We start from the raw sequence: 6,267 nt of genomic DNA on the forward strand, positions 1-6,267 counted from the left end.
ACCTGTGCCCCACTTCCCCACTGCCCCGTTGGTCTCGCAGGCTCGGTTGATAACCGACCCTCTTGAAACGAAACCGTTCGCGTGAGGGAAGCGGCGGGTGTGCGGTGCGGGGGCAGCGGCGCCTATGCGGGGCCGAGCAGCACAGCGTCGGGCGGAAAAAGAGGCGGGGCATGTCTGAGCCGCCAAAGGCGGCGAGTTTGCCCCGGCTCCCGCACGGCGCGAGCAGCGCAGGGGAGCCCGAAGGGCCCCCGCATCGAAGCCGATGCGCCCGTACCGCATGCCCGTCGCGCTGTAGGCCGAAGAATCAGATCGAGAAATTTGAGCGAGGAATTAGCCCTTCAAATACGCCCCCACCAGCGACACCCAGTAGCTCGCCGTCGTCGGCAAGATGCGGTCGTTGAAGTCATACGCCGTGTTGTGCACCATGCAGCCCGGTCCTTCCTGACCGTCACCGTTGCCCACCACGATGTAGCAGCCTGGCACGGCGTTGAGCATGAAGGCGAAGTCGTCACTGGCTTGCAGAGGCGCCATGTTCTCAATCAGACCCGCCTCACCCATGGTCGAGAGGGCCACCTCGCGGGCGAAGGCCGCGGCCTCGCCGTCGTTCACGCAAGGCGGCAGCTTCCACTGGTAGTCCACCTCGGCGCGGGCGCCGTGCACCGCTGCCTGGGCCTGGGCCATGGCGGTGATGCGATCACGCAGCATGGTGCGAACCTCAGGCCGGCGGGCACGGACAGTGAGCTTGAGCTCGGCGCTGTTCGGAATGACGTTGGGCGCAGTGCCTGCATGCATCGCACCCACGGTGACCACCGCCATATCGTTGGGGTCCACCTCACGGGAAACCAAGGTCTGCAAAGCGAGGATCAGGTGCGCGCCCACCACGACCGGGTCCACGGTGGTGTGCGGCATGGCGCCGTGGCCGCCCTTGCCGTGGATCGTGATGATCGCGGTGTCCGAGGAGCTGTACACAGGCCCGCCGATGATCCCGAAGCGCCCTTGCGCGAAGCCTGGCTCGTTGTGGAAGGCGTAGACACGGTCACAGGGAAACTTTTCAAATAAGCCCTCCTCCACCATCCGCCTCGCCCCCGCCAAACCTTCTTCGGCCGGCTGGAAGATCAGGTGCAGGGTACCGCTGAAGCCCCGGGTCACGGAAAGAAGTTGCGCTGCCGCCAGCAAGGTGGCGGTGTGGCCGTCATGGCCGCAGGCATGCATGCGTCCCGGGCTGCGGCTGGCCCAGGGCAGACCGCTGGTTTCGGTCATGGGCAGGGCGTCCATATCGGCACGCAGGCCAAGGCGCCGAGTGCCAGTGCCGCAGCGCAAGGTGCCCACCACACCGGTGCCGGCCAGGCCCCGGTGCACCTCGTAGCCCCAGGCCATGAGCTTGCTTGCGACCAGCTCGCTGGTGGCGAACTCCTCGTAGCCCAGTTCGGGGTTGGCATGGATCGCGCGCCGCAAGTCAATCATCGCGTCCTGGATCGCTGCGATGCCGGGCAAAACAGGCGCGGGGATGGTCATGGGAGGTCTCAGAAAAGAGGGGGCTGCGGCTGGGCTATCATTTTGAATGCTAAACCAAGCGAACCGCCCGAGCCGGCCCTGCCGCCCGGCCGTATTTCCAGCGACCTTTCGCTGCCGCGCCTGAAGGAATGACGATGAGCCAGAACACCCCAGAGCAGACCTTGATCAACCGTCGCCGCATGGCGCAAATGGGCCTGGGCGCCCTTGGCCTCGGCCTGGCGCCCTGGCAATTGGCCCACGCGCAGGCCAAGGGCACCGCCGTTCTGGGTATTGACACCGACCCGCCCACCCTGAACCTGGCCACCACCACCGACTTCACCGCCGGTGACGTGTCGGCCAAGATCCTCGAGGGTCTGGTCTGGCTGGACAAGGACTACAACCCCAAGCCCGCCCTGGCCACGGCCTGGAACATCTCCGCCGACGGGCGCACCTACCGCTTCACCCTCCGCGCGGGCGTCAAGTGGCACGATGGCCGCGACTTCACCAGCGCCGATGTGCGCTTCACCCTGGTGGAGATGCTCTCCAAGCTGCACCCGCGCGCCTCGGCGGTCTTCAGGAACCTCGGCCTGGAAGTCGAGACGCCCGACGCCAACACCGTCGTGATGAAGCTGCAAAAGCCCTACCCGCCCTTCCTCTCGCAGATGACGGTGTTCGACGCGCCGATGCTGCCGCGGCATGTGTACGAGGGCACCCCGGTGGCCACCAACCCGGCCAACCAGCGCCCGGTGGGCACCGGCCCGTTCAAGTTCGCCGAGTGGAAACGCGGCGCCAGCATCCGTCTGGTCCGCAATGCCAGCTACTGGGACGGCGACAAGCCCTACCTCGAGCAGATCATCTTCCAGATCATTCCCCAGCCGGCCAACCGGGTGCCGGCGCTGGAGTCCGGAGAGATCGACACGCTGATGGACTTCTACACGCCCAAGGCCGAGACCCCGCGCCTGCTGAAGGACAAAAACCTGGCGCCGCGCCAAGGTGTGAACATTCCGGCCATCTGGTTCATGATGTTCAACACCAAGTCTGCGATCATGCAGAAGAAGGAAGTGCGCCAGGCCCTGGCCCTGGCCATCGACCGCAAGCGCCTGGTGACCCAGGTGATGCAGGGCTTGGCCCGTCCGGGTGCTGGCGCCTTCGGCGACGGTTTCAAGTGGCTCCTGAACGAAGAAGTGGGCTACGCAAAGAAGTACCCGCTGGACCCGGCCCGTGCACGCGCCCTGCTCGCCAAGGCCGGCATCAAGCCCAACACCATCACCCTGCGCATGCCTTTCGACGTGGGCCGCGCGCAGATGCGGGCGCAGTCGCAGATCATTCAGGACAACCTGCGCCAGATCGGCCTGGAGGTGAAGCTCGAGCCGCTGGAGCGCTCGGTACTGCTCGACCGCGTTTTCACCAAGCGCGACTTCGACATGACCCTGGGCTCGTTCTACTCCGCCGGCGACCCGGCCATTGGCTACACGCGCCTCTACGTGACCAACACCACCACCGCAGCCAACACCAACGCGTCGGGCTACAGCAACCCCAAGGTGGACGACCTGCTGCAGCAGGCGGCCACCAACCCCGACCGCGCCGCCCGCGCCCGGCTTTACAAGGAGTTGCAGGTGATCCTCAACGAGGACCTGCCTTCGCTGGTGCTGTTCGACGAGGAAACGGTGGACACCGCCAGCAAGAAGCTGCAAGGCGTGTTCCCGGCGCTAGACGGCCGCGACCAGTGGTCCGGCGTGCGACGCGTCGGCTAAGCCCGGCCGCAGCCACGCGATGCCGGCTTTCATCCTGCGCCGACTGCTGTCGGCGCTGCCGCTGCTGTTTGCGGTGGTGGTCCTCAACTTTCTGCTGATTGCGTTCACGCCGGGTGATCCGCTGGTGCTGCTGGTGGGCGACTTCCCCGCCCCGCCCGAGTACCTGGCGCAGATGCGCCGCGAGTACGGGCTGGACCAGCCGGTGTGGGTGCAACTGTGGAACTACCTGCTGAAAGTGCTGCAAGGCGACTTCGGCTACTCCTTCGCCGCGCAGCAGCCGGTGGCGAGCCTGATTTTCGAGCGCCTGGGCGCGACGCTCATGCTGACCCTCAGCGCTCTCGGTCTGGCCAGCGTGGTCGGGGTCACCTTGGGCGTGGCCGCTGCCATGGCCTCCCGCTCGCGTGGCCAGCGCTGGCTTGACGGCGGTGTGCAGGCCGGGGCTTCGCTGGGCTACTCGGTCCCCGACTTCTGGCTCGGTCAGCTCCTGATCCTCACCTTCGCCATCGGCCTGGGCTGGCTGCCCTCCCAGGGAGCGGAGCCGATCCGAGGGTTGCCCGAGGGCTGGGCGGGGGTCGTGGAGCGCCTGCGCTACCTGCTGTTGCCCGCGTTTGCACTGTCCTTTCGCTACCTCACCTTGATCACGCGGATAACCCGCGCCGCCATGCTGGAGGTGATGGGCGCTGACTACATCATGGCCGCCCGCGCCCGAGGTGCCAGCGAGTTCATGGTGATTGGCGTGCACGCACTGCGCAACGCCGCTGCGCCGGTGATCACCGTCATTGGCTACAACATCGGCTTCATTTTGGCGGGCTCCGCCCTCATTGAAGCGGTGTTCGCATGGCCTGGCATCGGCCGCTTGCTGTATGAGTCGATCTCCAAGCGCGACTACCCGGTGATGCTGGCAATTTTGCTGATGGTCTCTGCGACCGTGGTGGTCGCCAACCTGATCACTGACATCGTGCATCGCCTGATTGACCCCCGGATCGAACGGACCTGAGGGGCCTGCGCCCGCATAACTGGCCACGAATGACCACCCACCCTCCTTCCACCGCGCCCGCAGACGCCATGCTGGCGGCCGTGAGCCAGACGCGCGAAAGCCGGGGCGCGCGGCTACGCCGGCGCCTGCTACAGCGCGGCTCAACGAGGGTCGCGCTGGGCCTGCTGATCGTGATGGTGCTAGCGGCCCTGCTGGCACCTTGGTTCGCCACCCACGACCCATTTTCCGGGAGCAACGATGCCCTTCTGCCACCGCTGTCCCCCGGGCACTGGCTTGGCACCGACGACCTGGGCCGGGACATCTGGTCCCGGGTGGTGCACGGGACACGCGTGTCGCTGCTGGTCGGTATTGCCTCCTCAGCGTTGGCGGTGACCCTGGGGGTGACCGTGGGCGCGGTGGCTGGCTACTTTGGTGGCTGGATCGATGTGGTCCTGATGCGGATCGCGGAGTTCTTCCAGACCCTGCCGCGCTTCGTACTGGCCCTGATCGTGATCGCGCTGTTCGGCGCCAGCACCACCAAGCTCATTGTGGTCATTGGCCTGCTGGCCTGGCCACAAATGGCGCGGGTGGTTCGGGCAACGGTGGCCAGCCTTCAGCAGGCGCCCTTCGTCGACGCCGCAAGGGTCGCGGGCATGCCCGATAGGACCATCATCGCCAAAGAAATCCTGCCCAATGTGGCCGCGCCCATCATCGTGCTGGGCTCGCTGGACATCGCCTCGGCCATCCTGATTGAGGCGTCGCTGAGCTTCTTTGGCCTGGGAGACCCCAACGCCATCTCCTGGGGCGGCATGCTCAATGACGCGCAGCAGTTCCTGCGCAGCGCGTGGTGGATGTCGGCCTTTCCGGGTCTGGCCATCGCGATGACCGTGCTCGCATTCAACTTGCTCGGCGACGCGCTCAACGACGCGCTCAACCCGCGCGGGGAGCGCCGTCCATGATGTCTGGCATCCCTTCCACCCGGCCCGTGGACGCGAGCGTCCCCGCCGAAGAAGATGCGCTCCTCGATGTGCGTGGCCTGTGCGTGGACGTCGACGGCGCGCGCGGCCCGATACGCCTCGTCAACGACGTGTCCTTCACCGTGCGCCGGGGCGAAGCGGTCGCCCTGGTGGGCGAGTCCGGCTCCGGCAAGACCCTCACTGCCTGTGCTGTGATGAATCTCTTTGCCACACCCCAGTTGCGTGTGGCGGCTGGCGAGGTTTGGCTGGAGGGCCGCAACCTGGCCACGCTTGCGCCCGCCGCCTTGCGCGCGGTGCGCGGTGCCCGGGTCGGCATGGTCTTCCAGGATCCCTCGAGTTTTCTCGACCCGCTGATGCCGGTGGGCCGGCAGATCGGACAGGCCCTGCGTGCCCACGGCCGGCGCGAGGGCGTTGAGGCGCGGGTGCTCGAACTGATCGAGCTGATGGAGCTGCCCCAGCCTGCGCAGACCGCAGCCAAGTACCCGCACGAGCTGTCGGGTGGCCAGCGTCAGCGCATCCTGATTGCAGCAGCCCTGGCCATGGAGCCAGCGCTGCTCATCGCCGACGAGCCCACCACCGCGCTCGATGTCACGGTGCAGGCCGAGATCCTCAAGCTGCTGGTGCGACTGCGCGAACGGCTTCGGTTGGGCGTGCTCCTCATCACCCACGACCTGGGTGTGGTGGCACAGACCTGCCAGCGGGTGAACGTGATGTATGCGGGCGAGCTGGTCGAGCGCGCCGAGGTAGGCCCTCTCTTCACCGCACCGCGCCACCCCTATACCCAGGGCCTGCTGCGCAGCGTTCTGGGCCGCAGTACGCGGCGCGAGGCGCTGTTTTCCATTCCCGGTGGCGTACCCATTGCCGGTCAGTGGCCGGTGGGCTGCCGCTTCCATCCGCGCTGCCCGCAGGCCGAAGCCGGACGCTGCGACCAAGAGGCGCCGGCCTTGCAAAGCGAGGGGGGCAGCGCAAGCCGCTGCCACTTCGCCGCAGACCCGCGCATCCTGCACGCTTGGGACGCCGCCGAGGGCTCTGGCCCAGGGGTGACGGCATGAGTGATCCGCTGAAC

5 protein-coding genes are annotated in these 6,267 nt (G+C 67.0%); 4 read left to right on the top strand and 1 reads right to left on the bottom strand.

What is annotated here, in order from left to right:
* Positions 1-330: 330 nt before the first annotated feature.
* The gene (locus tag QE494_RS11360; RefSeq protein WP_300043421.1) at positions 331-1,515 is read right to left on the bottom strand and encodes a M20 aminoacylase family protein; all 1,185 of its coding nucleotides are present in this window, start codon (positions 1,513-1,515) and stop codon (positions 331-333) included.
* 134 nt (positions 1,516-1,649) lie between these two features.
* Here QE494_RS11360 and QE494_RS11365 point away from each other — a divergent pair, with 134 nt between their 5' ends.
* From QE494_RS11365 to QE494_RS11380, 4 genes are read left to right on the top strand one after another with little or no spacing between them, the layout of a single operon-like run.
* The gene (locus tag QE494_RS11365) at positions 1,650-3,248 is read left to right on the top strand and encodes an ABC transporter substrate-binding protein (RefSeq protein ID WP_300043424.1); all 1,599 of its coding nucleotides are present in this window, start codon (positions 1,650-1,652) and stop codon (positions 3,246-3,248) included.
* 19 nt (positions 3,249-3,267) lie between these two features.
* A complete protein-coding gene (locus tag QE494_RS11370; RefSeq protein WP_300043427.1) occupies positions 3,268-4,245 on the top strand; it encodes an ABC transporter permease in 978 nt (325 codons plus the stop codon).
* A 29-nt stretch (positions 4,246-4,274) separates the two neighbouring features.
* Positions 4,275-5,183 carry an ABC transporter permease gene (locus tag QE494_RS11375; protein WP_300043429.1) on the top strand — a complete coding sequence of 303 codons (909 nt, stop codon included), beginning with the start codon at positions 4,275-4,277 and terminating at the stop codon, positions 5,181-5,183.
* Positions 5,180-6,253: an ABC transporter ATP-binding protein gene (locus QE494_RS11380; RefSeq protein WP_300043431.1), complete on the top strand. Its 1,074-nt coding sequence runs from the start codon at positions 5,180-5,182 to the stop codon at positions 6,251-6,253. Before QE494_RS11375 ends, QE494_RS11380 begins: the two co-directional genes overlap by 4 nt.
* Positions 6,254-6,267: the final 14 nt, after the last annotated feature.

It is taken from the genome of Ramlibacter sp. (genome assembly GCF_029866045.1).
Lineage (GTDB): Bacteria > Pseudomonadota > Gammaproteobacteria > Burkholderiales > Burkholderiaceae_C > Ramlibacter.